Origin of the sequence: Longimicrobium sp., assembly GCF_036554565.1 — a bacterium.
Classification (GTDB): Bacteria; Gemmatimonadota; Gemmatimonadetes; order Longimicrobiales; family Longimicrobiaceae; genus Longimicrobium.
On sequence record NZ_DATBNB010000603.1, the window covers coordinates 1 to 24,706 of the forward strand.

The 24,706-nt window shown below is 66.1% G+C and carries 21 protein-coding genes and 2 pseudogenes; 9 read left to right on the forward strand and 14 right to left on the reverse strand.

The window, feature by feature from the left end:
- A partial coding sequence (locus VIB55_RS16550) for a PLP-dependent aspartate aminotransferase family protein (protein WP_331877774.1) occupies positions 1-701 on the reverse strand: 701 nt, incomplete at its 3' end.
- Positions 702-752: 51 nt separating this feature from the next.
- Positions 753-1,508 carry a pyridoxine 5'-phosphate synthase gene (locus VIB55_RS16555; protein ID WP_331877775.1) on the reverse strand — a complete coding sequence of 252 codons (756 nt, stop codon included), beginning with the start codon at positions 1,506-1,508 and terminating at the stop codon, positions 753-755.
- A 118-nt stretch (positions 1,509-1,626) separates the two neighbouring features.
- On the opposite strand from VIB55_RS16555, the gene VIB55_RS16560 reads away from it, so the two are divergent.
- Positions 1,627-3,012, forward strand: coding sequence for a PLP-dependent aminotransferase family protein (locus tag VIB55_RS16560; protein ID WP_331877776.1), 1,386 nt, complete (start codon positions 1,627-1,629; stop codon positions 3,010-3,012).
- A gap of 90 nt (positions 3,013-3,102) precedes the next feature.
- Here the strand turns inward: VIB55_RS16560 and VIB55_RS16565 are convergent, their stop codons facing one another.
- From VIB55_RS16565 to VIB55_RS16600, 8 genes are all read right to left on the reverse strand, one after another.
- Positions 3,103-3,717, reverse strand: a complete 615-nt coding sequence (locus VIB55_RS16565; RefSeq protein ID WP_349263045.1) for a class I SAM-dependent methyltransferase — start codon at positions 3,715-3,717, stop codon at positions 3,103-3,105.
- A 68-nt stretch (positions 3,718-3,785) separates the two neighbouring features.
- Entirely contained in the window at positions 3,786-4,607 is an 822-nt protein-coding gene (locus VIB55_RS16570; protein ID WP_331877778.1) for a hypothetical protein, read from the reverse strand.
- Positions 4,608-4,719: 112 nt separating this feature from the next.
- A complete protein-coding gene (locus tag VIB55_RS16575; protein WP_331877779.1) occupies positions 4,720-5,385 on the reverse strand; it encodes an AAA family ATPase in 666 nt (221 codons plus the stop codon).
- On the reverse strand, positions 5,327-5,869 hold the full coding sequence (locus VIB55_RS16580; RefSeq protein WP_331877780.1) for a hypothetical protein: 543 nt from the start codon (positions 5,867-5,869) through the stop codon (positions 5,327-5,329). Before VIB55_RS16580 ends, VIB55_RS16575 begins: the two co-directional genes overlap by 59 nt.
- A gap of 119 nt (positions 5,870-5,988) precedes the next feature.
- On the reverse strand, positions 5,989-6,507 hold the full coding sequence (locus tag VIB55_RS16585; RefSeq protein WP_349263044.1) for a dihydrofolate reductase family protein: 519 nt from the start codon (positions 6,505-6,507) through the stop codon (positions 5,989-5,991).
- The gene (locus VIB55_RS16590) at positions 6,504-6,902 is read right to left on the reverse strand and encodes a lysozyme inhibitor LprI family protein (RefSeq protein WP_331877782.1); all 399 of its coding nucleotides are present in this window, start codon (positions 6,900-6,902) and stop codon (positions 6,504-6,506) included. The genes VIB55_RS16585 and VIB55_RS16590 overlap by 4 nt, the downstream gene beginning before the upstream one ends.
- A 46-nt stretch (positions 6,903-6,948) precedes the next feature.
- On the reverse strand, positions 6,949-7,245 hold the full coding sequence (locus VIB55_RS16595) for a putative quinol monooxygenase (RefSeq protein ID WP_331877783.1): 297 nt from the start codon (positions 7,243-7,245) through the stop codon (positions 6,949-6,951).
- A gap of 82 nt (positions 7,246-7,327) precedes the next feature.
- The gene (locus VIB55_RS16600) at positions 7,328-7,843 is read right to left on the reverse strand and encodes a DUF1697 domain-containing protein (protein ID WP_331877784.1); all 516 of its coding nucleotides are present in this window, start codon (positions 7,841-7,843) and stop codon (positions 7,328-7,330) included.
- Between the two features lie 335 nt (positions 7,844-8,178).
- Here VIB55_RS16600 and VIB55_RS16605 point away from each other — a divergent pair, with 335 nt between their 5' ends.
- The 3 genes from VIB55_RS16605 (at position 8,179) to VIB55_RS16615 (ending at position 11,013) form a co-directional block, all read left to right on the forward strand.
- The gene (locus VIB55_RS16605) at positions 8,179-8,652 is read left to right on the forward strand and encodes a hypothetical protein (protein ID WP_331877785.1); all 474 of its coding nucleotides are present in this window, start codon (positions 8,179-8,181) and stop codon (positions 8,650-8,652) included.
- Positions 8,652-9,797, forward strand: a complete 1,146-nt coding sequence (locus VIB55_RS16610; RefSeq protein WP_331877786.1) for a PQQ-binding-like beta-propeller repeat protein — start codon at positions 8,652-8,654, stop codon at positions 9,795-9,797. Before VIB55_RS16605 ends, VIB55_RS16610 begins: the two co-directional genes overlap by 1 nt.
- A gap of 100 nt (positions 9,798-9,897) precedes the next feature.
- Entirely contained in the window at positions 9,898-11,013 is a 1,116-nt protein-coding gene (locus VIB55_RS16615) for a PQQ-binding-like beta-propeller repeat protein (protein ID WP_331877787.1), read from the forward strand.
- 46 nt (positions 11,014-11,059) lie between these two features.
- On the opposite strand, the pseudogene VIB55_RS25530 reads toward VIB55_RS16615, so the two are convergent.
- The 4 genes and pseudogenes from VIB55_RS25530 to VIB55_RS16630 form a co-directional block, all read right to left on the reverse strand.
- Positions 11,060-11,155 (reverse strand): annotated as a pseudogene (locus tag VIB55_RS25530) (DUF4287 domain-containing protein); the annotation flags it as partial.
- Between the two features lie 79 nt (positions 11,156-11,234).
- Positions 11,235-11,594: a DUF4377 domain-containing protein gene (locus VIB55_RS16620; protein WP_331877788.1), complete on the reverse strand. Its 360-nt coding sequence runs from the start codon at positions 11,592-11,594 to the stop codon at positions 11,235-11,237.
- A 178-nt stretch (positions 11,595-11,772) separates the two neighbouring features.
- Positions 11,773-11,985 (reverse strand): DUF4287 domain-containing protein, encoded by a 213-nt coding sequence (locus VIB55_RS16625; protein WP_331877789.1) that lies wholly within the window; start codon positions 11,983-11,985, stop codon positions 11,773-11,775.
- A 117-nt stretch (positions 11,986-12,102) separates the two neighbouring features.
- Entirely contained in the window at positions 12,103-16,677 is a 4,575-nt protein-coding gene (locus VIB55_RS16630) for a hypothetical protein (protein WP_331877790.1), read from the reverse strand.
- Positions 16,678-17,056: 379 nt separating this feature from the next.
- Here VIB55_RS16630 and treS point away from each other — a divergent pair, with 379 nt between their 5' ends.
- The 5 genes and pseudogenes from treS to VIB55_RS16655 form a co-directional block, all read left to right on the forward strand.
- Positions 17,057-20,335 carry a maltose alpha-D-glucosyltransferase gene (gene treS, locus VIB55_RS16635; protein WP_331877791.1) on the forward strand — a complete coding sequence of 1,093 codons (3,279 nt, stop codon included), beginning with the start codon at positions 17,057-17,059 and terminating at the stop codon, positions 20,333-20,335.
- Positions 20,332-21,855 carry a hypothetical protein gene (locus VIB55_RS16640; protein ID WP_331877792.1) on the forward strand — a complete coding sequence of 508 codons (1,524 nt, stop codon included), beginning with the start codon at positions 20,332-20,334 and terminating at the stop codon, positions 21,853-21,855. The genes treS and VIB55_RS16640 overlap by 4 nt, the downstream gene beginning before the upstream one ends.
- Complete coding sequence (gene malQ / locus VIB55_RS16645; protein ID WP_331877793.1) at positions 21,848-23,404, forward strand: 4-alpha-glucanotransferase; 1,557 nt, start codon at positions 21,848-21,850, stop codon at positions 23,402-23,404. The genes VIB55_RS16640 and malQ overlap by 8 nt, the downstream gene beginning before the upstream one ends.
- The gene (locus VIB55_RS16650; protein WP_331877794.1) at positions 23,401-24,096 is read left to right on the forward strand and encodes an SDR family oxidoreductase; all 696 of its coding nucleotides are present in this window, start codon (positions 23,401-23,403) and stop codon (positions 24,094-24,096) included. The genes malQ and VIB55_RS16650 overlap by 4 nt, the downstream gene beginning before the upstream one ends.
- Positions 24,097-24,183: 87 nt before the next feature.
- A pseudogene (locus VIB55_RS16655) lies at positions 24,184-24,706 on the forward strand (hypothetical protein); the annotation flags it as partial.

Genomic DNA, 24,706 nt, shown 5'->3' on the forward strand with positions numbered 1-24,706 from the left:
CAGATCTTCTGGATGAGCGCCGTGGAACCGACGACGGCGCCGGCCATGAGGTCGGAATGCCCCGCGAGATACTTCGTCGCGCTGTGCACGACGAGGTCGATTCCCAGGGTGAGCGGCCGCTGATTGTACGGGCTCGCGAACGTGTTGTCGGCGAGCGTCACGATGCCCCGCGGGCGGGCGAGCTCCGCCACCGCCCCCAGGTCCGTCAGCCGGAGCAGCGGGTTGCTCGGCGTCTCGAGGAGAATGAGCCGCGTGTTCGGGCGAATGGCCTCCGCGAAACCGGCTGGCGAGGCCTGGTCGACGCTCGTCACCTGGATCCCCCACCGCGGCAGGAGATCACGGGCGAGCGTGGTCGTTCCGCCGTACTGGTTCTTCTGCACGATCACGTGGTCGCCCTGGCTCACGAGCGCCAGCACCGCGGTGGAGATGGCCGCCATGCCGGACGCCGTCAGCATCGCCGCCTCGCCCCCTTCGAGCCTCGCGATCACCGTTTCGGCGTGGGCATGCGTCGGGTTGCCGTACCGCGTGTAGAAGCCGTGATGGCGCGGCTCGCACGCCATCTCGTGGATCTCCTCGGCCGAGTCGCCGCGGAACGTGGCCGTCTGGTAGATGGGCGGGACCACGGCAGACGACGCGCGCAGCGAATCGTCCGCGTGCAGAAGGAGGGTGCCGCGGCCGGGCGCGGGGGCATCAGCGGACATCGGGTGTCTCCTCGGCAAGGGATCGATCTCCATGGCGCGCCTTTCGGGAGATCACGAGAGAGATTCCGGGCGGGGGCCGGCGCCCGGCAGACGGCGGAGGTATTCCGCGACCGTGGCGGAGAGTCCCCGGTCCAGCGCGTCCGCGACGAGCGCGTGCCCGATGGACACTTCCGCGAGATCGCCGACGCGCGCGCAGAATGGCGCGAGGTTTTCCAGGTTCAGGTCGTGGCCGGCGTGAACCGCGAGCCCCGATCGTCGTGCGCTGGCCGCCGCGGCCGCGTACCGGTCCAGCGCCGCGCCGCGCGCGGGGGAGTGGAAGGCGGCTGCGTACGGGCCCGTGTACAGCTCGACGCACTCCGCGCCCAGGCTGGCGGCCGCGGGCATGTGCTCCGGATCCGGATCGGCGAACAGCGACACCCGCACTCCCGCGCCGCGGAGCGTGGCGACGGCGTCCCGGAGCACGGGCTCAGGCCGCGTGAAGTCCCACCCGTGGTCCGACGTCCGCTGGTCCGGTGCGTCCGGCACCAGGGTGCACTGCGCGGGCCGGACCCGCGTTACGAGGCTGATGAACTCGCGGGACGGGTACCCTTCGACGTTCAGCTCCACGCCTCGCAGGCGTACGATCTCCGCGACTTCCTCCACGTCGCCGGGGCGCACGTGCCGCTGGTCCGGCCGCGGGTGCAGGGTAATGCCGTGTGCCCCCGCGTCGAGGCACTGGTTCGCGGCGCGCGCGACGCTGGGCGCACCCGTCGCGCGCGCGTTCCTCAGCAGCGCAATCTTGTTCAGGTTCACGCTGAGCCGGGTCATGGCCGCCTCCGTACAATCGTTGCGGTTTCCCCCCATCCATGCATACATTGCCTATGATTGTATCTATGCGTCGGCTCAGTGTCTGTCAAGCAGCGCACATTTCTCCCCGGCCGGGCCTATGTGGAAAGCAGATTCGCTGCGTAGCGACGTCCCTCTCTATGCGGCCATCGCCGACCGGATCGCGGCCGACATCGAGAGCGGCCGCCTGGCGCCCGGCACCCGGCTTCCCGCCCAGCGGGCGCTGGCGGCGGCGCTGGGCGTCAACTTCACCACGGTCACCCGCGGGTATGCCGAGGCGGAACGGCGGGGGCTGGTCGCCGGAGAAGTCGGCCGGGGTACGTTCGTCCGCGTTGGGCGCGGCGTTGCGGGGGGGCTGCGCGGGAGCGACCCGGGCCGGGTCGTCGACGTGGGCGTAAACCTGCCCCCGGCCCTCGCCGCCGACGCGGCGGCGCGGGCGCTCGAGGGCACGCACGCGCAGATGGCGAAGGACGTGGCCCACCGCGGGCTGCTCGACTATCAGGCGAACGCCGGCACCCCTGACCACCGGGCCGCGGGCGCGAACTGGATCACGGGGCACCAGCCCGATGTCGCCGCCGATCCCGACTGCGTCGTGATCTGCTCCGGCGCCCAGCACGCCATCACGGCCTTGCTGATGTCCCTCACCAGCCCCGGCGACGTCGTGGCGACGGAGTCGCTGACCTATCCCGGCCTGCGCTCACTGGCGGCCCAGATGCACCTGCAGCTTCTCGGGCTGCCCGCGGACGACGAGGGGCTCCTGGTGGAGCCCTTCCGCGCCGCGTGCCGCCGGGGCGGCGTCGCGGTGCTCTACTGCACGCCCACGCTTCACAATCCTACCACGAGCACGATGTCGGTGGCGCGGCGGCAGGAAATTGCGAGCGTCGCGGCCGACGCCGGCGTGCCGATCATCGAGGACGACGTGTACGGCCCCCTGCTCCGGGCGCGGCCGCCGTGCATCGCTTCCCTGGCGCGTGAGCACACGTACTACGTCGCCAGCCTGTCCAAGGCCGTGGCGCCCGGCCTCCGGATCGCCTACGTGCTGTCGCCCGACCGCCGCGCGGCCGAGCGACTGGCATCCGCCGTTCGGGCGACCACGTGGATGGCGGCGCCCCTCCTCTGCGAGATCGCCTCGCGGTGGATCGCCGACGGCACGGCGAACCGGATTCTCCAGGTGGCGCGGCGAGATCTCGCGGCCCGGCAGCGGCGTGCGCGGGCGCTCCTGGGGGGCTGGGACCTCCGCGCCGCGCCGACGGGCATGCACGCGTGGCTCCAGCTCCCGCGGCCGTGGACCACCGCTGACTTCGTGCTCGCGGCGCAGATCAGCGGGGTGCGTGTTGCCCCGGCCGACGCCTTTGCGGTGGGAGATGCGCCCGCGGCCGTCCGTCTCAGTGTGGGGGGACCCGCGAAGATGGACGACCTGGAGCAGGCACTCGCCGTAGTGGCGCAGCTGCTCGCGTCACCGCCCGGCTTCGAAGCCCGGCTGTAGCGGCACGGGGTGGACGAGGGGGGCGCCGGGGCCAGCGCCCATCGCCCGGTTGGCAGGGCGCTCGCGACGCGGTGCGTCGCTGTCCCTGGCTTACCGGGGCGTGGGGACAGGCCGTGCCACGGCGATGTACGAGGCCCGGCTTCCGTGGCGGTCCAGGGCGGTGAACTCCTCCAGTTCCAGCCCGGCGGCGTGGATCTGCGCCCTGAAATCGTCCTCGTAGGTCACGCGGCCGAAATCGATGCTCGTGACCCGCTTCAGCATGGGCTTCAGGATCTCCATCCAGCGAGCCGGCTGTTTCTGGATGGTCTGCGTGAAGAAGATGCGTCCGCCCGGCTTCAGCAGCGCGCAACAATGCCGCAGCGCCTGCTCGGGCTGGGGGAGGAGCATGAAGCTTCCGGAGAAATACACCGCGTCATAGGGCCCCGCCTGGTGATCGTAGACGGATTCGAGACGTACCTCGGCAAGGCCAGCCAGTGAGGAATGCCCAAGCCGCTGCCGCGCGCGCTCGACGTAGTCGCCGTCGATGTCGATGCCCACCACGCGCAGGCGCTTGCGCGACACCAGGTCGTCGTTCGCGAGCAATGCGCCGGCCGTGCCGATCCCCACGTCCAGCAACGCGGCACCTTCGGGGACGCGCCGCAGCACCTCCGCGTACCACCGGGAGGTGAGCCTCAGGATCAGGGTGTCGTAGATGAAGCCGCGAATCATGCGAAAACCGGCAGCGGGATCTGGGATGGAGCAAAGTCGTCCTCGGGCCCTGCGCGTCGGTCTGGCTACGACACCCACAGCATTTTGGCCTCGACGACCCGCCAGGACCCGCCATCGTTGCGGAGTGTGACCAGGTGCCCCGCTCCGCACAACGCGCCGCAGCCGTAGGTGACGTAGACCGCCGCGCGAGATCCGTCGGCCGATCGGCCGATGCCCGACAGCCGGATCACCCCCGCGTACCCCGGATACCGCTCCCGGAAGGCGGTCCAGTAAGCGCCCGGATCGGAGCGGGGAAGTCCGGCCATGTGGTCGTTCGGGACTACGCGGAATCGCTCCGCCGGAAACGCGCCGCGCGGCAGCTCCCGGCGATGCTCGTTCGCCGCCGTGAAGCCGGCCCGCACGTCGTCGGGGACGGACATAAAACGCGAGGCATCGCCCCGCATGTCCATCGTGCTGTCGACGACCAGGACCTTGCGATCCGCCTGGCCGTACCCGAGATGGGCGAGTGCCGCCGTATAGATGGCTGCGTCGACGGCGGCAGAACCTTCCTGGGCCGCTGCCGGCTGCCGGGGCTGCGCGAGGCTGTCGAGGGTCTCGACCTGGGTCCTTCCGTTGCGGCCGAGCGTCACGGCCACGCGGTCGTTGCCGGCAGGCGGGCGCCGGTCCACCACCACGCGGTAGCCACCCCGCACCCGTCCGTGCTCCCGGACGGAACACGCGCGGTCGGTGTCGCTACCGGGCGCTCCGCACACGTTTTCCCGGGCGACTTCCACCGCGCGCGCGCCACTGGGTGAACCGAGGTGCGCGCAGCCGGGGGCGGCGAGCAGGCCGATCGCACCGGCGGCCGTGGAGAGCCGCGCGGCGGAACGGGAGAGGGGATTCGGCATGGGGTTGCTCGGGACGAAGGAAAGCAGCGCGTCCGGAAAACATAATCGCGCCGGGGGATCAGGGCACGATGCGACACTCGTTGGGATGGGACCGTCCCCGACAGCGTAATGGTCAGCAGGCTACCCGCGGGAGTGCGAAGCGGATGAGGATCCGTTCCGCGGCCTCGTCCGCCGCCAGGTCCGTGGTGTCGAGGCGGAACCAGTCGTCCCGCCCGTCGCAGGCACCGCGCGAGTTCAGGCGAAATTGTGCGTCTGCCTGCAGCAGCCGTTGGCGCGATGCAGCGAGATCACGCTTCGACGGCTTTTCGGCCAGGCGGAACTCGGTTTCGTTCCGGCGCAGCCGTTCCGCCAGGGACGCCTCGAGTTCCGCGAACACGACGCGCCCGTCTCGCGTCCGGAAAATGTCTGCCCACCCCTCCACCGCGGCCTCGTCACCCGGATCGTCGAACGCCCACACGTACGTGAAGATCAACCCGGGCAGATTGCTTTCGGCTACTTCTTCGAACATGCGGCGGCGGAATTCTGCGACCAGCCGCTGGAACGGCGGAGAGCCGAACGGAAAGAAACGCAGTACGAGCTCGATCGTGTGATGGTTGTGGAAGAGCCGCAGGCCGGTGAGCGCCGCGAGCTCGTGGCCTACCGCCATCTTTCCGACGGCCGGCGGACCCACCAGGAACACGAGCATCGGCGGATCGACGGCAGCGCTCATCGGAATGCGATTACCGTTCGCCCAGTTCGAAGGAGTTCGACACGGCGTATTCCTCGGGCAGCGGGTCACCTACCCCGCTGTCCGCCCGACGATCGCGCACCCCGACCCACCACCGAAGCCGGTACGTGCCCTCCAGTGAACCATCGACCGCTTCCGACCAGCGCTCGACCTCGTAGGTGTCCGCGCGCAAGCGATAGCGAAAGTGATGTGTTCTCTTCGCGGGGATCACGAGCGGCGCGCTGAGGCACATCAGCTCGGCGGAAGAGAAAGCATGAACCCACGTCCCGCCGACGAGCTTCTGAAGCATTGGTCGCGCCGGGCTGTGGCATGCCGGCACCGCCACCGCTACATCGAGGGTGTTCCGGTAGGTGAGCTCGAAGTCGACGGCATGGAACACGTCCTCCCGGCGGATCTCGTAGGCAGGTGCATCCGTGACCAGAAGGGTCTCGCCGGGTTGGAGCGCCGCGCCTGGGCCGAACGGATCATCCCCGCCGGTACACGCACCGGCAAAGAGCACGGCGAGAACGGCTGGAATGCATTTGCGGAGCGCCACCTTTCACCTCCTATGCCTGAGAATCACCCAAGATGCCGCTTCCTGCCTGAACGCGTCGGCAGCCGCGATCGTGACAGCGGAACGGGAGCGCTGCGGACGCCACCCAGATAGCCACGAGCTCACCCGTCCTTCTGAACCTCGTACTCCAGGAGCATCATCCCGCTGGGGTATGCCTGGTGGCGGCGAAGCGTCAGCTGCCGGCGCACCGCGGGCGAGGGGAGAAGCGGGACTCCGCCTCCCAGCAGAATCGGAATGATCGCCGGCTCCACGGTATCGACCAGGCCCCATTCGAGAAGCTGGGAGAACAGCTCGCCACCGCCATACAGCCAGATGTCGCCGCCTGCGCCGCCGCGCAGCTCACCGATGCGCTCTTCGAGCCCGTCGCGAACCACCTCGATTCCGGGATGCCTTTCCGGATCCAGCGATCGAGAGGCGACCAGCACCTGCTTTCCGCCGAATCCCTGGCCCGCGGCACGGACCACCTCGTACGTGCGGCGGCCCATCAGCAGCGTATCGAACTGGGCGTAGAGCGCCTCGAAATCGAACGAGGGTTCGGGGATGATCCAGCCGAAGTCGTCGTCCGGCCCGGCGATGAAGCCGTCGAGGCTGCATGCAACCTGGTAGCGCACCCGTCTCATTTCACCGCCGTTTGTTTCGGCCCGAGGTCTGGTGGCTGGGCGGCCTCCGCTTCTGCCCGCAGCAATGCGGTGCGGGCCTCCGTCAGCTCGGCAAGGCACCGGAGCCGTACGACCTGGTACTCCCGCCGTCCCGCGCTCCTGGAACTCTCGAACTCGCAGTGGGCGTACCGGTACCGCGTCCAGGCCTCCTCCGCCACCGCCAGCTTGCCGCGCGGCACCGCCTCCAGTCCGGCGGCAGCATCCTGATACAGGCGCTTGTGCTCCGCGTCGGCCTGTTCGTAGCGGACGACGGCACACCGGTACATGTCGTGGAAGGTCCGTGCATCACACGAACGCGCCTGCCCCATAGCCCGGTTCGGGGCGAACAGGAGCAAAACGGCGAGAATCGCGTGCATCACCGCGGTAAATGGGGAAGGAGACCAGGTCGACATACCTCGAATCTCAGCGAGCGAGCCCCTGGCCTCCCAGGGGCACCGTCTCCACGCGGTTGCTGAACCCGGCGATCAGGGGACGTCCCTTCGCGATAGCAGCTTGCACACCGGGGAGGGAGAGCGAAGCCTGATGGCTTTCGCGCGTGTCCCAGACCTCGGTCATCCAGAGTGCGTCGCCATCGCCAGGATCGGCCGCGATCACATAGCTGAGGCACCCGGGCATGGCGTCTGTGCCATCGAGCAGGATTGCCGCCAGGGCGTCGCGCTGGCCCGGTACGGCCGACATCTTTGCGATTAGTCCATACATGGGTTCGATCCTGGGGCGACGTGTGTTGGACCTGGCCGTGCCTGCGGTACATCGGCGCGATGTCCGGCGAATGTACCGCCAGCTACGCCACGGCGCACTTCTTCACCGTGTCGAGGGTGCGGGTGGTGATGTCCTTTCCGAATGTGCGCTCGAGCAGCGTCATGAAGGCGGGGCCCTTGGGGCTGGGCTCGTACGCCGTGAACACCTCGGTGCCTGCAAGCTTGAGGATTCTAGCTCCGTCGAGTTCGAGCGGCAGTTGCACACCAGGGTTCGCGGCGCGCCGCAGGAAGGTGACCACGCGTTTAGCCGCGGGCGGCAGGGCGAACTCGGCGAACGGGTCGCTCGCGACGAGGTCCTGGAGATACTCGGTCGGCCGAATGATCGTGGGGAAAGCATGGCCCATCGACGCGGCTATGGCTTGCTCAGCCTGCCGTTCGAGCGCCTCCCAGGACGACTCACCCGTGGTGAACACGACGTTGCCGCTGGACAGCAGCGTGCGCACGTCGTCGAATCCCGCTGCCTGAAAGCACTCCTTCAGCTGCGGCATCTTGCAGTTCGAGGGGCTGACCCCGCGAAGCAGGGCGGCGTATCGAGGCATGGTCTAGGTCCGCTGGTGAGTACGTGCGCCGTCCCCAAGCTCAGGCGCCAACGCCAGGAAGCGCAAGTGCCTCCAGCCCCGACTCGCCGAACGCGGCCACTGGCGGACGCGCCCGTCCCGAGACACGACAACGTCACCTCAGCTCCCATCACGATGTCAGGGTTGGCGATGTATGCCGACGCGCCGCACAGAAATGCGCACCTGACCCGATTCATTCACCTATTGACATCGACGCAGCTGCGCCTGTCCGAGTCGGGCTTCCGGGCCGGAAACCAGCAACCGGTAGATTACGAGATCGGACCAGAGCGATGCCTGGGTCACCTACGATGCTACGGATGTTGCAGGCGACACTCAACGGCTCGCCCGAACCGTTTCCCCGTGTCGGTATTCAGCACTACGCCAAGAAGCTGTTCGTGGAGTGGCGGCTGGTCGGTGACTACGTGGACCTCCCTGAGGGGCCCAATGGCGGCCGGCACCTCGTGAGGCAGGCGAATGGCGCGTTCATGACCAACTCGGCATGCGCGGTGCTCGGATGGCTGATCAATGCCGGAGCCACTGCTGGCCGGTGCGCCACGCGCGCGACAGGCATGCTGGCCACCACAGGACTCTGGAACATCATGACGGCCCGCCTGGGCAAGACCGATGGCATCGTTCCGGGCAGCTCGCAGATCTACCCGAACGCCATGAGGAACTTCGAAATTCCCAAGGGGGATTCCCATGTCGGCGAGACCAAGAGTAGTCTGACGCGAGACAAGCTTCGATTCGCCCTGCGCGATTACCAAGGGGTACTTCCGCGGATGAACTTTTGATGAATGTGCAGCCAATCACCCGCGCGGAGCGCATCCGCCGCGGGTTGGGACTCTTACTGGGGTGGCTCACGCTGCTCGCTGCGGCAGCCTGCAAGGATCCCACAGGTTCGAGCACGCGCGCCGGCCTTCTTTGGCGGGCACCCCTGGCCGAACGGGACCAACGGTCGATCAGTGTACCCGCAACGGATGGGCAGCGCGTGTACGCAATCGGTGGGGGGCTCGTCGCGCTCAATGCGCAATCAGGGGCGGTGGCCTGGCGCAGTCCGCTGAGCAAGTACGCGCCGATCAACGTCGTGGTGCGGAACGGGCGCGTATTCACGGTCGAGGAGTTCGCCTACGGCTTCGATGCGGCGACCGGGAGCGAGCTGTGGCGGTTCAAACCCGATTCTGAGGGCGCACTCGGCGAAAGTACCGCAGACGAGCAGTCCATGTACTTTGGCACGGGCTCCCACCGTGTGTATGCACTGGATGCAGCTACCGGAACGCCGCGCTGGAGCACGGACGTCGGGCCCGACTGGAAGTACCGGGGCATCGTTATGGGTGTCAGCGTGAGCGGCGACACGGTATATGCGGCCGTTCGCCAGTACAACGCTGAGAATGGATACATCTCCACCGGCTGGATCTTCGCCCTTGATCGCGCCACCGGCCGCGCACTCTGGAGCTATCGCAACGGTACCGGAGCCGACATTCGCAGCGTAAGCTCGGCGCCGACGGTTGCCGGACGGCTCCTTCTTGCGAGCGATCTGCACGGGGGCTCCTTCTTCGCCGTGGACCGGTTCACGGGAACCGAGGTCTGGCGCGTGAACGCGGCGCCGGGCTACGTCGGTCCCCGCCCAGCGCCCCGCGTCGTAGGCGAAGTTGCGTATCTGGGCTCAAACGACACGCAGGTCTACGCCGTCGACCTGCAGACCGGCCGCGTGATCTGGAAGCGGAAGCTGCCCGCCAGTATCAGCGAGTTCGCCGTCTGCGGGAACCGGGTATTCGCGGTTTGGCCTGGGTTGTCCGTACTGGACCGCGCGTCCGGACGGGTGCTCTACCAGGCAGACGAGGAGTCGACGGACTACCTTACCTCTGGCTTCGCGGTGCACGACGACCGGGTGTTCGTGCTCGGCAACAGGGCGGCGTACGCCTACAGCTGCAGTTGAGAACCAGCGCCAAGGTTGGCCTGATCGCACTGGGGCCGCCTACCCGGCTCGTGGATCAAGAGGGAACACAATCGTAGCCCTACTGAGTCGACGGCGAAGTGTGCTCACCTCGATCATCCTGCTGGCGGCAGCGCTTCCGTTCGCGGCTTCAGGGTGCGAGGACATCTTTGGAGGAGCCCGAGGCGGTGCTCCCCCCCTGCTCTGGCGCACACCGCTGGAAGCGAAGATGAGCACCTCCGACGAGCTGCCCGCCACGGATAGGGAGCGCGTGTACGCGATCGCCGGCGGAATGGTGACGTTCGACGCGCGCTCCGGCGAGATCGTCTGGACGTACCGGCTGACGTTCACCGTGCCTAAGAATGCGACGGTGCGCAACGGGCGCGTCATGGCCGCGGAAGGGATCGCGTTCGCTTTGGATGCCTCTACCGGCAAGGAATTGTGGCGGTTTACGCCAGACTCCCACAGCGGGTTCGGCGAAAGCACCGCCGATGACCGAGCCTTCTACTTCGGGACGGCATCTCACCGGGTGTACGCGCTGGACCAGAACACCGGAGCGCTGCTGTGGAGCCGTGACCTGGGACCGGACTGGAAGTACCCTGGGCACGTAAAGGGAGCCGCCGTCAGCGGCGACACCTTGTACGTGAGCGCCGAACAGTTCTACGCGCAGAATGGATACATCTCCACGGGTTGGATCTTCGCAATGGACCGTGCTACGGGAGAAATCCTTTGGCGCTACCAGAATGGCGAAGGAAAAGACTGGCGCACGGTTTCCTCCAGCCCGACCGTGGCCGGCGCGCTGTTGCTCGTGAGCGACGCGACGGGGAACTCCTTCTTTGCCGTCGACCGATTCACCGGTCGCGAGGTGTGGCGTGTGATGGGTGCACCTGGGAAATTCGGGCCGGAATACTCTCCCGTCGTAGGGGACGGAACGGCATACGTAGCATCGGCGGACAACTTCGTTTACGCCGTGGACGTTCAGACCGGCCAGATACGGTGGAAAACCCGCACCCCAGCCAGCAACTACGGGTTCGCCGTGTGCGGCAGCCGCATCTTCGTGAGCTGGCCAGGGCTGTCCGTGCTGGACCGCACCACGGGACGGGTGCTTTATCAGGCCGATGAGGAGGCTACGGAATATCCCACGTCCGCGCTCGTGGCGCACGGCGACCGCGTCTTCATGCTGGGCAACCGGGCTGCGTACGCGTACCGCTGCAACTGAGCAGCGGGTGGAGAGCAAGGGGCGCCCGTGTTCCGGGCGCCCCTTCGTGCTTCATTCCCTGCTGGTTCCGCGCGAGTTCCAGCCAATGTTCGATGGGATGTCCGTACTTCTTCTCAATCGAAGGGAAATAGGACGCGCGCCCGTTGGCTTCTCGTCTCTCAGGATACCGGTACCATGGTGCGGACGAGCGGAACGCGCGGTCCTGGGCATCGGCCGCTCAGTCATCGCTCCCGCCAATCGGCAGGAGCCGGCTCCTTGGAGACCACCCGGAGCAGGTGATACTCGTAGCTCGACCCATCCGCCGGGGGATTGCGGATGCTGCGGCGGCGGACCTGGAGGACGTACAGGTACCCGGGTTCAAAGGTGAAACCCTGAATGGAGTCGAAGAAGAAGTCCCACTCATTGGAGGGTCGTTCCTTCACGAGGAGGCACTGCTGAACTTCCATCCCCATGCACTCGGCCGTCTGCGGGCCCACATGGAGAGTGAGAAGCCGTGTGGAGTTCGGCTCCAGGATTCCGCACCCGCTCAGATTGGGCACGACGAGGGCGAGCAGGAACAGGCAGCCAAAGATCGATCGCATGAGGGGATCCGGTGTTTGGGAGTATCCGCGGGACGGGGCAGCGACGCCCGCGCGTCGTTAGAACGCCGCGGGATCAAATCTACGCACAGCAGGCCGGCCGAACGGAGGCGTGCTTCCCCGGAGTTGGGGAGGTCGTGCTCGGTGAGTGGATGGCAGCGCGACGGGCCCGTGCCTCGTACTACTGCGGCCCGGCGAGGACGTAGGCGACGATCGCATTGGCGTGACCATGTCCCAGGCCGTGCTCTGCCTTCAGCCACTTCACCAGGTCCATGTGCTTCATTCCCTGCTGGTTCCGCGCGAGTTCCAGCCAGTGTTCGATGGCATGTCCGTACTTCTTCTCAATCGAAGGGAAGTAGGACGCTGGCCCGATGGGCTTCTCGTCTGTCGACATGGGTGCTCATTTCGATATGCGAGTGAGGGAAATTGAGCGGCAACCCGGCCAACTGGGCGAGCTGTTGGAGGGACGCCGACTCGGCTTCGGGCGAACTGAGGCCCGAATGCATGATCTTCAACGCGCATCAAGCACCGCGTGCAATTCCGAATCCGGCGCCTTAAGGCCGAACAGGGTACCATTCCTTTCTTCCGTCTTTTTTTTGGCTTTTCTGCGAAGTCGGTCGAGCAACTCGTTCCCGAACCGCTGCCACAACGCATTAGCCACCGGCTCTACCAACCAAATACTGTATCGTCTGTCAATGACGGACTCTGCGAGCACGGCGAAGCGCCACCAGTCGGTCGCTTCTTTAGCGGCAACTGCTGCGCTCACCCAGTGCATCGCCCAGGCGTTCTGCCTGTAATTTTTCAGTGCTGCGGCGCTGACGTCAGCAAGGAAGCCGACGCGGGTGGCCTGGAGGACGCGTTCTGATTGTGCGTTCTCACATCGCAGGCCGGCGACCGTTATAGCGAGCGCATGGTCCGCAACAGCGTTACTGGAAAACGATTCCTCAACGAAGCGCTCTAGCCACTCGCCTGCCCCAGAGAACTCCGCCGCTGCAACGGCGGCTTCGATCTCGCTGTCGGCTAAGGCACTCGTGAATCGCGCCGAACGAAGGCCGTTGATGGCGGCGCCGCCCTGCGCGCGGAAGAGAGCGAGATCATCTAAGTCGTGGCCGTCAATCGTCACTCGCGTGATACTGCGGGTGCCACGCAAATGCGACAGGACGGCCGCGCTGAGTTCGTCATCACGCGATGCAAAGGCCGCAGCAACTGCTAGCCCTACATTGTTTACTTGGCGAAGGAGCCATGGATCCGTTGTGCGCAGGATGCTTTTCAGCCATTCACTCACCTTGGCCGCGTGCTCAGCAACAACGTACTCGAGACCATGTTGTGGGGGTGCCTCCGATAGGTACTCCGCTTGTTCGTTTTCAAGCTGATCATGGAACTGGCGTAACCACGCGCGGATGCCCTCCTGCTTCTTGGCGAAACCCTCGAGACCGCCGTCCGGCTCAGCAAGCTCTCTGATCGCGTCTTCTCCGCTCTGCACCGCAGTCGCCTCACCCCAGCCTGTCGCACGGAACCCATCGGTCGAGACATCTAGGTATGGCTGAACTTCGTCTCCATGGACGACGCTACAGCTACTCAATGCTCTTATGATGATGTTATCAAGATACCCAACATACAATTCAAGGCCCTTTCCTTTCAGATGCAAGACGACCTGTCCGAGGAATCTTGGATCCACGAACCTAATCAAGTCATCGCGCTTCCTAGCAAGCACGGCTCGAGTGAACAAGACATGGTGATAATACGATTGGCGGGCGGGCGCTTCGAGCAGCGATATCAATTGCTCGAACAAGTCCGCATCTGCGCAACCCGCTCCCGCTATTGCTGCCGCCACGGCAAGCTCGTCGTTCGTGCTTTCGAGATTTTCAAGAATCGCAGCCCGAAGTGGTTGTGTTAACTTCGCCTGTCCTAATCCGGCGAACAGTAGCACTCTTGAAAGGGCGACGGTATCGGCTGCTGACGTGGCTCGTGCTAGCTGATTGTCGATGTCTTCGCTAGGAACTTCGGAGATTGCGTAGGCAAACCGCGAGTCAAGTGGACAGGCGGACGGCAGGCGCAGTATCCACTGTAGTTGCGACCGCGCGTCGAGATGGGGCATGCAGGCCACTAGGAGGTTCGATGCGATCCAATCACGCTCCCTGTTTTCGTCGTTGTCCATCGTGACCAATCGTTCAAAGGCTTCAAGAACGGTCGTGACGGTATCTTGAGTAAACAATGGGCTCAGACTCGGGAGACGCCATCCCAATTGACGGAGTGCAAAGCCAGTTCTTTGGCCCGCAGATGCTGCAATTCCACGAAACACCCCGATCAAAGGGCCAGGGTTGAACCGAGTGAGCGGCTCTGTCGCGTATTCGAGGTTATGCTCCTCCAGTGTGTTCCCCATGTGGGACCACACTGTCATGATGTCCACAGCAGCGAGCGCGTCTAGCGCTGTCTGGAATTCAGACGCTGACAAGGCGCCAGGGTCGCTCGGGTCTACGTCACTGAAGCACTCACCAATGTACCACGACTTGCCCGGTGTCGGATCATGTAGCTCGCGAGCACGTTTTTCAGACTCCTCATCGCCGAGCAACCGGAGTGTGAATGCCGCCGCCCTCCTGGCGATTTCCGAGGACTGGCTTGTAATCGTAGAAACCACCGCTTTTATGGCCACCACAGCCTCCGCAGGATCCTTCCTGTTGAGCTTCACAACCCAATGGAGTTCTTCTGAAGCATTGTAGACCGAGGATGCTACAGATTGGGCGAACGACCACGCCAACAAGCCTTCAGCGAACACTGCCAAGGGCTTCCCAGCCAAGAGTAATGCACACAGATGCGCAAGTCGCATTTCCGAAGGGGCAGCGGCCTCGAAGGTCAGCCTGTCGAAGAGCACGCGTTCCTCGGGCATCAATTCACTCAGCTTTCTGTCAATACGCGCTGCGACTTCGGTACTCCTAGTCGCTGCATTCTCTAGGTGGCGGAGTACCAACTCTTCTTTCCTGCTCCACCGGCCAAGCCATCGGGGCAGTCTGGTCTCTAGCAGAACGGCGACCTTTCCATGATCACCCACCGATTGAATCAGCTTCACCATGTTCTGAGGCTGATAGCCTGGCGGAAGATCACCTTCTGCTTGTTCCGCAACGTCGAGGAAGGGTACCGGGTCAATCGTTGCTGCTTGGCGCATCGTATCGAAGGCAGCGTCGCTCACATTTTGAAGCGAAAGCCAAGCTCGGATGAGGGCGCGCGATATCACGTTCGACGTGTCCGAACTCCAGCACGCGAGGATTGCCGCGGCGGCAACTATCTCCGCAACACGATCGAAGCCACGGATCGGATCAATAATCCCGCTAAGTGACTCGTCGGCATCTTTATCGGTGCTGGCGGCGCCCAACTCGTCCTGTTCACGCAACTCACTGTTGATCAGAAGGCCAATCGCGTACGGCAACACTTCCTCGCGAAATTCGTATTTCGTACCCGTTGGCGAGGCGGTGTGAAGAAAACGCCCTTCCTCAACCTCGGTCAAGTCGTCACGTACTACATCGAGTCCCTTCCGGCGAGCCGCGCCAGAGAACTCAGTCCATTGATCACGGTCAAACTTCGCTTTCGGTCCCGCGAGCCATGCTCTCGCGTGCTCACGGATTAGGTTCTCGAAATCGCCTTCGTTGTGTGCAACAAGATCGCCTCGTTCAACAACTCGGGCTTTCCAGTATTCAAGCAGGAGTTTTTCAATGCTTAGCTGCTCTGGGTGAATTATAAGTTCACTCAGCATTGACTTAGCAATTGAGCAAACGCGCGGGTTGCGGATGAATTCGCGAAGTTTTGCGGGTAGATCAGCAAGGGGGACACCGATGCTGTTGAGTTCAGATGCGAGTTCCTCATCACTAAAAGGCGGTACGTCTACACGGTACACGTCCACAAGGCCTCTGAGCCGCGGTTCGACTTCCCGCAGCCAGTGCGCACGACGGGAACTGACGATAACTACGCCGCCGAGTTGATGGAGCAATTCACTATGGCTTTTGATCACGTCCGCCCACGGAAGCGTACTGTGTTCGTTAAGACCGTCCAAAATCAGAACAAATCGCAACTGAGATCTATCCGGCGTTTTTGCCCAACGTCTAATCCGTTTACCCCATGCTTGGCTACTCGTCCCGCCGTGAGTGTCCGCTAGAATTCGTGCAATGCTCTCGATTGGATCATGCGGTATAAGGCGACTCGAACGTCGTCCCGCTACAAAGAGCGCAATCGGCGGATCAGGCAATGACGCCCACCACTGCGCGGCCGCCCAACTCTTACCTACGCCTTCTTCACCCACCAGTGCAATCACAGATTCTCCGGTGAGTGCAGAGTTCACTGCGTCGCTGATTGCTGTAGAGATCGCAGGCCTTTGCAGTGCGGGACGGTCCGCGTCTGAAACCGTGAGAAACTGACTAAATGACTGCTGCGACTTAAGGCGCGTCGTAAATCGTTCCTGCAGCCATGCCCGCGTTTGGTCACGGAGGGGCCCGAGTCCGACTTCCGCTTCACTAAGCGAATCGAACAATCTGCGGCGTTGCGCGTCGAATGCAGATGCGCTGACTACAGTATCTAAATCGGAGGCGAATGTTGTCTGATCGATCGCCGAAACCTGGGTAGCGAACCAACGCAGCGTAGCCGAACGCGTTGAAGCGAGTAGAACAGCAAGGGGTGGGAGTGGTCGCTCTGCCCAATCTAGAGGGAGAAACGTTATGCCAAACTCTTGAAGCAGCTCGGAAAGCGTTACGATCGTGCCTTCACCTACCTCAGATGTCGCTCCGAGTACCCATAAATCGACAACGTGTCGAAGCGCTCCACCTGCAACACTCGCCTTCCCGACTAAATCTTCAGTTGTAAGGTTTGCCGAATATCGCTTTGCCTCCATCGCCACCGCGAAACGGGCCGGTGCAGAGCTCGCGTCACGACCGTACTGTAATCCAGATTTCGACAGTCGGAAAACCTGCCCGGTGAACGACGAGAGTGCCGTCGCAACCAAGCCCTCAAATCCATTCGGGCCGGCTGGCGGCAAATCTACCAAAATCTCTTGGAGGCGTCTCAGCGCGCCGTCCAGCGCATGGGGCATAAGGGCCGACACTCGTTGGGGGTTTCTCGAATCCCTACCCACAGAAAAGTAACACACCCGCGCGACGCGGTCAGCACGTCCACGGCGGGTTGGATCCCTCAGTGGTATGCTCGTCATGTGATCAGGCCGAATAATTAGGATGGGGCATCGTTGAGTTCGCGGACGACCTGCGGGATGCAAAGGCAGGCCTGTCGCGAGTGACGCCGCCTAGCTGATCCACGTTCCCGTCCCGGGTGGCCTCCGGAATCCCCTGCCCCCACCCCCGGCGCAGTTCCTGCAGCCGCGCGCCGCGCCGGGCCGGTCCTGCCATGCAGTCGAGCGCCCGCAGATGAGCTCCGCCCCAGGGCGCGGACCAAGCACACACGAGAGCCAGACACAAGGGAGCCCCGCGTTGAGCGCCGACACGCTGTGGTACAAGGATGCCGTTTTCTACGAGCTTCACGTCAAGGCCTTCCAGGACTCGTCGCAGGACGGAGTGGGCGACTTCGGCGGGCTGGTGCAGCGGCTGGACTACGTGGCCGGGCTGGGCGTCGACGCCATCTGGCTGCTGCCCTTCTACCCGTCACCACTGCGCGACGACGGCTACGACATCGCCGACTACTACGGCATTCACCCCAGCTACGGCAGCATCGACGACGTCCAGCGCTTTCTTGACGAGGCCCACAAGCGCGGCCTGAAGGTGATCGCCGACCTGGTGCTGAACCACACCAGTAGCGACCACCCCTGGTTCCAGCGCGCGCGCCGGGCCCCCAAGGGCAGCCCCGAGCGCAATTTCTACGTGTGGAGCGACGACGACACGCTGTACAAGGAAGCGCGCATCATCTTCACCGACACCGAGCCCAGCAACTGGACGTGGGACCCGGTGGCGCAGCAGTACTACTGGCATCGCTTCTTCAGCCACCAGCCGGACCTGAACTGGGACAACCCCGAGGTCAAGGAGGCGATGTTCCGGGTGATGGAGTACTGGCTGGAGCGCGGGCTCGACGGCTTCCGCGCCGACGCCGTGCCGTACCTGATCGAGCGCGAAGGCACCATCTGCGAGAACCTTCCCGAGACGCACGAAATCCTCAAGGAGTTCCGCGTCCGGCTGGAAAAGAACTACCCCGGCCGCATCCTCCTCGCGGAAGCCAACCAGTGGCCCGAGGACGTCCGCCCGTATTTCGGGGACGACGACGAGTTCCACATGGCGTTCCACTTTCCCCTGATGCCTCGGATCTTCATGGCGGTGCGGCAGGGGATCCGGAAGCCCATCGTGGAGATCATCGAGCGGACGCCGGCCATCCCCGAGAACACGCAGTGGTGCATGTTCCTGCGCAACCATGACGAGCTCACCCTGGAGATGGTGACCGACGAGGAGCGCGACTACATGTACCGCGAGTACGCGGCCGATCCGCGGATGCGCATCAACCTGGGAATCCGCCGCCGGCTGGCGCCGCTGCTGGACAACGACCGGCGCAAGATCGAGCTGCTGAATTCGATTCTGTTCACCATGCCCGGTTCGCCGATCATCTACTACGGCGACGAGATCGGGATGGGCGACAACGTATGGCTGGGCGACCGCGACGGCGTGCGCACGCCCATGCAGTGGTCGCCGGACCGCAACGCCGGCTTCAGCCGCACCGAGCCCGAGCGGCTGTACCTGCCCGTGATCTCCGACGCGGTCTACGGATACCAGGCGGTGAACGTCGAGGCGCAGGAGCGCTCGCCCTTCTCCCTGCTCAACTGGACCAAGCGGCTGGTGCGCGTCCGCAAGCAGCACCGTGCGTTCGGACGCGGCTCCATCACCTTCCTGGAGCCCGAGAACCCGCACGTGCTTGCCTACCTGCGCGAGTACGGCGAAGACGTGATCCTGGTGGTCAACAACCTGTCGGGCGCGGCGCAGGCGGTGCAGCTGGACCTGGCGGAATATGCCGGGCGCGTCCCCGTGGAGCTGCTGGGCGACACGGCGTTCCTCCCCATCGACGAAACGCCGTACGCGCTGACGCTCAGCCCCTACGGCTTCTTCTGGTTCGGGCTGCGGACGCCGCGCGCGGCCGACCAGGCGGAGATCGACCCGGAGCTGGCGCGCGAGTGGGCGCAGCAGGACGCCACCATGCTGGAGGGGAGCGACCTGGTGGTGCGCCTGATCCGCGGCGTGCCGACGGAGTGGGTGCGCGCCCAGCGCTGGTTCCGCAGCAAGGCGCGCGACGTCACCAGCATCGAGCACGCCGACGACGCGGTGGTGCACCCGGAGCGCGCGCCCACGCTGCTGCTGGGCGTGGCGAAGGTGTGCTACAGCGAGGGGATGCCGGAGCTGTACCTGCTTCCCTTCACCCTGCGCCCCACGGGCGAGCCCGGTGCGCCCGCGCCGGAGCCTATCGTCAGCCACCAGGGCGAGGCGGGCGAGGTGCAGCTGTACGAGGCGCTGGCGGACCGCCGCGTGGCGGGAACGCTGCTGGAGGTGATGGCGTTCGAGCGGCAATTGAAGACGCGCATCGGCCAGTTCAGCGGCCACCTGACCGGCGCGATCGAAACGGTGGAATCCACCGGCCCCGTGCGCCCCGTGGGCGCCGAGCAGAGCAACACCTCGCTGGTGTTCGGCGAGAACCTGGTGATGAAGGTGTTCCGCAAGCTGGAGCCGGGGATCAACCCCGACCTGGAGGTCACGCGCTTCCTCACGCAGCGCGCGGGCTTCCGCTCCGTGCCGGCGCTGGCGGGGTGGATCGACTACCGCAACCAGCACGGCGACGTGCACTCGGTGGCCGGCCTCTTCGAGTTCGTCCCCAACCAGGGCGACGCATGGAGCGTGACGCTCAAGGCGCTTCACCGCTACCTCTCCGCCGCCTCGCGCAGCGCGGCCGATCCCGACACGGTGTCGGGGCAGGAGGCGGTGCGGCGGATGGCGGGAGACATCTTCCCCGCCATCGAACGGCTGGGCGAGACCACGGCGCGGATGCACCTGGCGCTGGCGTCGGTAAGTGACGACCCGGCGTTCGCCCCCGAGCCGGTGACGGAGGACGACGTGCAGCGGGCCATCGAGGGCTTCCGCAACCAGGTCGATACGGTGCTGGGCGACCTGGGGCGGCAGCTGGAAGCCATCCCCGGCTCGTTCGGGCACGGCGTGCAGGCGTCGCTCCAGGAGGTGGTGCGGGCCGCGCCCGACCTTCGCCACCGCGGCGAAGACCTGCGCGCGCTCACCGGCTCCACGGTCAAGGCGCGCTACCACGGCGACTACCACCTGGGCCAGGTGCTGCGCGCGCAAACGAACGCGCCCGGCGGCAGCGAGTGGTACGTGCTGGACTTCGAGGGCGAGCCCGCGCGCCCGCTAGCCGACCGCCGCGCCAAGAAATCGGTGCTGCGCGACGTGGCGGGAATGCTGCGCTCGTTCAACTACGCGGTGCGCGTGGCCATGCAGGAGTTCAAGACCGACGACCTGCGCCTGAAGCTGGCCATCGAGCGCTGGGCCAACGCGTGGGAAGGACAGGCCCGCGAGCTGTACCTGGGCGCCTACCGCCGCACCGTCGCCGGCTCCTCCATCGTTCCGCAGGACGCCGAGACGATGGCGCGCGTGCTGGCCGTCTTCGAGCTGGAAAAAGCGGTGTACGAGATGGGATACGAGATGAACAACCGCCCCGAGTGGCTGTGGGTGCCGGTGGAAGGCATCCGCTCCATCCTGGGAGGCCGCGCGTGAAGCCGCCGCTGATCTACAACCTCTTCCCGCGCCTGGTCGGCCCGACCACGCGCTGGGCGGAGCATGCCCGGCGCGCGCGGGAGATGGAGTTCGAGTGGCTGTACATCAACCCGTGGCACTACCCCGGGTTCAGCGGCAGCCTGTACGCGGCCAAGGACTTCCGGCGGCTGAATCCGGCCTTCCTTCCCGCCGGAGCCGACCCCATGAGCCTGGAGCCGCTGCGGTACGCGCTCAAGCAGGTGCGGCAGATGGGGATGAAGCCGGTGATGGACCTGGTGGTGAACCACACCAGCAAGGACTCGCCGCTGATCGAGCAGCACCCGGAGTGGTACGAGTGGGAGCATGGCCAGGTGCGCAGCCCGTTCGTGGTCGATCCCGACGACCCGTCCAAGGTCACCGTCTGGGGCGACCTGGCGGAGATCAACAACAACACGCACCAGGGGCGCGAAGCCCTGTGGCGGTACTGGGCGGGGATCGTCGTCGAAGCCATCGACCTGGGCTTCCGTGGCTTCCGCTGCGATGCCGCCTACAAGGTGCCGTCCGAGCTGTGGCGCTTCCTGATCGCCGAGGCGCGCAAGGCGAACCCCGACGTCGTCTTCTTCGCCGAGACGCTGGGCGCGCCGGTGGAAGACGTGGTGGCGCTGAAGACCGCCGGGTTCGACTACTTCTTCAACTCCTCCAAGTGGTGGGACCTGAGCCAGGCGTGGGCGCTCAAGCAGCACGAGGAGTTCGGCAAGATCGCGCCCTCCATCGCCTTTCCGGAGTCGCACGACACGCCTCGGATGGCGGCGGAGAGCGGCGAGCGGCAGGAGGTGCAGCGCCAGCGCTACGCCGTCGCCGCGGCGTTCTCGGCAGGGGTAATGATGCCCATCGGCTACGAGTTCGGGTTCCGCAAGCAGGTGAACGTGGTGCAGACGGCGCCGTCCGATTGGGAGCGGCGGCACTGGGACCTGCGCCCGTTCATCACCCGCGTCAACCGGCTGAAGCTCTCGCATCCCCTTCTCCAGGGCGAGGGGCACCTGCGCGCGGAGTTCGGGCTGGACAGCGACCGCCTGCTCCTTCAGCGCCGCAGCGACGACGGGTCGCAGCGCGGGTGGATCATCATCAACAAGGTGTGGGAAGAGGGGCGCGAGATGTCGCTGGGCCCGCTCGTCGGCGCCGCGAAGTCGCACCGCCTGTTCCGCGTCTGCCGCGACGACATGCCCGAAGGCGGCGAGCCCATCCCGGAAACGCTGTCGCTGAACCCGGCGGAGGTCGTCTACGTGCTGCCGGTCGCCGAGCCGATGAAGCCCGCCGAGCCGGCCATGGCGACGGAGCCGGCGAAGTCCGCCGAGTCAGAGAAGTCTGCCGAGTCGACGAAGTCCGCCGAGCCCGTGAAGCCCGCGGAGCCGGCCAAGTCTGCCGAGCCGGTGAAGCCCGCAGACTCGGTCAAGGCGACCGAGCCGGCGAAGTCCGTCGAGGCTCCGAAGCCGGTCGAGGCGCCGAAGTCCGCGAAGCCGGGGAAGGCTGCCGATGCCTGATTCGCCCACGATCGGGGGGCGCGCCAGCGGCATCCTGCTTCATCCCACTTCCCTGCCCGGCCCTGGAATCGGCGACCTGGGCGAGCACGCGTTCCGGTTCGTCGACTGGCTGGTGGAGGCCGGGCAGTCGCTCTGGCAACTGCTGCCACTGGTGGCGGTAAACGAAGGAGGGTCGCCGTACAACGCCCTCTCCGCCTTCGCGGGGAACCCGCTGCTGATCAGCTCCGCGGAGCTTCACCTTCACGGGCTGCTCCCCGCCGGCTCCGTCGCGCCGCCGCAGGAGATGGACGACGACTGCGTGGATTTCGGCGTCGTCGCCGCGTGGAAGGACGAGGTAGTCCGACGCGCGTACCGCGTGCTGGTGGAGTCGGAAGACGAGGAGCTGCGGGCGGAATTCGCGCGCTACCAGGACGTGAACGCGGAGTGGCTGCCGGACTACGCGCTCTTCCGCGCGCTCCGCGAGCGGCACGGCGGCAAGGGCTGGGTGGCGTGGCCGGATGCGCTGCGCCGTCGCGACTCCGCCGCCCTGGCGCAGGCGCGGCGCGAGTTGGCGAATGCCGTGGAGCGGCACGCCTACGCGCAGTACCTGTTCGACCTTCAGTGGTCCGCCGTGCGCCGCTACGCCAACGCGCACGGCATACAGATCGTGGGCGACGTTCCCATCTTCGTCGCACACGACAGCGCCGACGTGTGGGCCCACCAGCGCCTATTCAACTTGGACGACGACGGTATGCCGACGGAGGTTTCGGGCGTGCCGCCGGACTACTTCAGCGAAACCGGGCAGCGCTGGGGCAATCCGCTCTACCGCTGGGACGTGCTGAAGCAGGACGGCTACCGCTGGTGGATCGAGCGCTTCCGCCGCACGCTGGAGATGGTGGATGTGGTGCGAGTGGACCACTTTCGCGGCTTCGAGAGCTACTGGTCCGTGCCGGCGGATGAGGAAACGGCGATCCACGGCGAGTGGATGCCAGGCCCGGGGCGCGAGCTGTTCGACGCCGCGCGCCGCGAACTGGGCGCGCTGCCGCTGATCGCCGAAGACCTGGGAATCATCACCGACGAGGTGGAGGCGCTGCGCGACGACCTGGCGCTGCCAGGAATGCGTGTGCTGCAGTTCGCCTTTGGTGGGGACGATCCCGAGAACCCGCACCTTCCCGGCAACTACGTCCACAACGCCGTCGCCTACACCGGCACGCACGACAACGACACGGCGCTCGGCTGGTACGCCGACGCGGACGGCGACGCGCGCAGGGCCGTGCAGAAGATGGCGGCTGGCGACGGCGACATGCACTGGCGGATGATCGAAACCGTGCTGAACTCCGATGCAGGCTGGGCGGTGATGCCGCTGCAGGACGTGCTGGGGCTCGGCGGGCAGGCGCGGATGAACACGCCCGGCGTGCCGGAGGGCAACTGGGCCTGGCGTTTCCGCCACGGCGCGCTGACCGCGGAACTGGCGCAGCGCCTGGCCGAGCTCGTCCGCGCGTCCGGACGGGCGCCGGACCCGCGCGTGCCCGTGGGCATCGCCACGGACGAAGCGGAGGAGGAGGAATGACGGAGCGCGTAGCGCTGGTCACCGGGGGTGCCGGCAACCTAGGATTGGCGGTCACCGCCGCGTTCCTGGACGCGGGCTGGCGCGTGGCCGTGCCCGTCCACGGCGGCCCGGGCGACGGGCTGGCGGAGCTGGCGTCGCGCCACGAGGGGCGCGTCACCTGGTTCGCGGCAGACCTGTCGGCGGAGGACGGGGCCGAGCAGGCGGTGGCGCGAACGGTGGATTGGGCGGGGCGCATCGACGCGGCGGTGCACACGATGGGCGGCTACGCGGGCGGGCAGTCCATCCCCGAGACGCCGGTGGAAGTGTGGGACCGGATGATGTCCATGAACCTGCGCAGCTCGTTCCTGCTGGCCCGCGCGGCGATCCCGCGGATGGGCGAGGGCGGCGCGCTGGTGTTCGTCGCCTCGCGCGCGGCGGTCAGCGGGCGCAAGGGCCACGCGGCGTACGCGGTGTCGAAGGCGGCGCTGCTGACGCTGACCGAAGCCATCGCCGAGGAGAACCGCGGCGGGGTGCGCGCCAACGCCGTGCTGCCGGGGACCATCGACACGCCCGCGAACCGCGCCGCCATGCCCGGCGCGGACTACAGCCGGTGGACGCCGCCGGAAGAGATCGCCCGCGTGGTGCTGTTCCTGGCGTCTCCGGAGTCCGCGCCTGTGAGCGGGGCGGCCGTTCCCGTCTACGGGCAAAGCTAGACAAAGGTTGAGCACGGTGAATGCGTGTGGCTGCCGCACGGCACGCGGCACCCGGCGCGGGCCCATCCACTTTTAGGAGAAACCAAGATGAAGACAGGCCTGATTGCGATCCCGTTCGCGCTGATGGCCCTGGCCGCGTGCGGCGGCGGGGGCGACGAGGGGCAGGCACCCGCGACGAGCGACACCGTGTCCTCCACCACGGTAGCGCCCGCGGTCGGCGGCGACAGCGCCGCCGCGGTGGGTGACACGTCGCACACCAGCGCGGCGAACCCCAGCATTCAACTGGCCGCGGTCGGCAACTCGGGGGTCAGCGGCACGGCGCAGCTGATGGAGCACGGCGCCACCCAGACGATGGTCACCGTCAATCTCACCGGGACGGGAAGCGGCAGCCACCCGGGGCACATCCACTCCGGCACGTGCGACAACCTGGGTGCCGTGGTGGCGCCATTGCAGACCGTGGAGCGCGCGAATGGCAACGGTACGTCCACCAGCACCGTCGAGGTGCCGATCGCGACGGTGATGAACGGGCAGCACGTGGTGAACTTCCACGCCGGCGCGGGGGCGAACCCGATGGCGCCCGTGGCGTGCGGCGCCATTCCCGCGCACGGGT

Coding starts and splice junctions, on each gene's coding strand:
- VIB55_RS16650 (WP_331877794.1), top strand. CDS start 23,401: ATGACGGAGCGCGTAGCGCTGGTCACCGGGGGTGCCGGCAACCTAGGA.
- VIB55_RS16590 (WP_331877782.1), bottom strand. CDS start 6,902: ATGCACGCGATTCTCGCCGTTTTGCTCCTGTTCGCCCCGAACCGGGCT.
- VIB55_RS16555 (WP_331877775.1), bottom strand. CDS start 1,508: ATGACCCGGCTCAGCGTGAACCTGAACAAGATTGCGCTGCTGAGGAAC.
- VIB55_RS16585 (WP_349263044.1), bottom strand. CDS start 6,507: ATGAGACGGGTGCGCTACCAGGTTGCATGCAGCCTCGACGGCTTCATC.
- VIB55_RS16620 (WP_331877788.1), bottom strand. CDS start 11,594: ATGCGATCGATCTTTGGCTGCCTGTTCCTGCTCGCCCTCGTCGTGCCC.
- VIB55_RS16570 (WP_331877778.1), bottom strand. CDS start 4,607: ATGCCGAATCCCCTCTCCCGTTCCGCCGCGCGGCTCTCCACGGCCGCC.
- VIB55_RS16610 (WP_331877786.1), top strand. CDS start 8,652: ATGAATGTGCAGCCAATCACCCGCGCGGAGCGCATCCGCCGCGGGTTG.
- VIB55_RS16595 (WP_331877783.1), bottom strand. CDS start 7,245: ATGTATGGACTAATCGCAAAGATGTCGGCCGTACCGGGCCAGCGCGAC.
- malQ (WP_331877793.1), top strand. CDS start 21,848: ATGCCTGATTCGCCCACGATCGGGGGGCGCGCCAGCGGCATCCTGCTT.
- VIB55_RS16605 (WP_331877785.1), top strand. CDS start 8,179: ATGTTGCAGGCGACACTCAACGGCTCGCCCGAACCGTTTCCCCGTGTC.
- VIB55_RS16600 (WP_331877784.1), bottom strand. CDS start 7,843: ATGCCTCGATACGCCGCCCTGCTTCGCGGGGTCAGCCCCTCGAACTGC.
- VIB55_RS16560 (WP_331877776.1), top strand. CDS start 1,627: ATGTGGAAAGCAGATTCGCTGCGTAGCGACGTCCCTCTCTATGCGGCC.
- VIB55_RS16625 (WP_331877789.1), bottom strand. CDS start 11,985: ATGTCGACAGACGAGAAGCCCATCGGGCCAGCGTCCTACTTCCCTTCG.